The 1,217-nt window shown below is 59.2% G+C and carries 2 protein-coding genes; one reads left to right on the top strand and one right to left on the bottom strand.

Annotated elements, in window-relative coordinates:
• A partial coding sequence (locus tag V6C16_RS13680) for a pyridoxal-phosphate dependent enzyme (RefSeq protein WP_333543487.1) occupies positions 1–266 on the bottom strand: 266 nt, incomplete at its 3' end.
• Between the two features lie 219 nt (positions 267–485).
• On the opposite strand from V6C16_RS13680, the gene V6C16_RS13675 reads away from it, so the two are divergent.
• Positions 486–947 carry a nuclear transport factor 2 family protein gene (locus V6C16_RS13675; RefSeq protein WP_333534816.1) on the top strand — a complete coding sequence of 154 codons (462 nt, stop codon included), beginning with the start codon at positions 486–488 and terminating at the stop codon, positions 945–947.
• Positions 948–1,217 lie beyond the last annotated feature (270 nt).

The raw sequence follows: 1,217 nt of genomic DNA, 5'->3' as shown, positions 1-1,217 counted from the left end.
AGCACGCAGCGCAGGCCGCGCACGGCCGAAACCAGGGCAATGCCGATGCCCATATTGCCGCTGGTGGCCTCCACCACCAGGCCGCCCGGCTCAAGTTCGCCCCACTGAAGGGCGTTTTCAATGAGATGAAAAGCCACGCGGTCTTTGATGGATCCGCCGGGATTGCGGTTTTCAAGCTTGAGCCAGACCGTGCCGGGCATGTTTTGCGAAAGATCAAGACGCAGCATGGGCGTATTGCCGATGGCCTGAAGAATATTGGTGAGCATGACGCGAACACCTCGTACTGTGGTGGAGAAATAGCCGAAAAATCTGGGGGCGGCAGGGGAAGCTTTACAATGAACGCATTTTGCTTAACAGTTGGAAGAACAGAATAGAGGAAAGCGCTTCAGTTGGCAAATTTGCCGCCGGAACCACGGCGGAAAATCTGCGACGGCGCACCGGACTACCGCCGCACTGACGGCCCAGTATAACGACGGAGGACCCCAATGAAACTTCTGAAAGCGGCATCGCTTATCTGCGCTCTGGTCTTTTGCCTTTCCGCCGGTACGGCACAGGCCAAGGCCGACAGCGTGGCCCTGTATACCGAAGCGGTCATGACCGGAGACATCCCGGCCCTTGAGACCCTGCTGGCTCCCAATTACTGGCACATCGCCGCCAATGGGCATATCGAGGACAAGGAACACTTTATCCAGTCCATAAAAAACAAGGAACTGGTGGTCGACCGCCTGACCATCCTTAACGCACGTACCGCGCTTATCGGCGGCGCAACGCTCGTGACGGGCAACGGCTACTTCAAGGGTACGGCCGTGCCTGCCCAGCCCGAAGGGCTCATGCGTTTTACCCTGGTACTGGTGAAAAACCAGGGGCGCGAGCAGGTGGTGCTGTTCCAGGCCACGCCTGTGATCTCAAGCGAAGAATGCAAGGACGGCAACTGCAAAATCCAGTAGCTTGCGGAACCGCAGATTCTGGATCACTGCCCCGGCCTGCGGCGTCAGACTGATAGCAGGCGCCACCCGGCGGCAACAGGCAAACGTCCGGCTTTTCCTGCGTTATTGCGGGAAAGGCCGGACGTCTTTTTATGGTCGGCAGGGGCTGCCGAAGCTGCCCCTGGAGCTTTTTTACTGAAAGGTTCGCACTGTCCTCTTTTGGGCCGTCGGCATGGCAGCCGGTGCGGCGGTCTGCACGCCGGTCGGCAGAGGGGGCCTGTGGGGGCTGTG

The organism is Desulfovibrio sp. 1188_IL3213 (assembly GCF_036763145.1).
GTDB lineage: Bacteria > Desulfobacterota > Desulfovibrionia > Desulfovibrionales > Desulfovibrionaceae > Desulfovibrio.
This window is presented reverse-complemented; position numbering and strand designations above follow the sequence as displayed.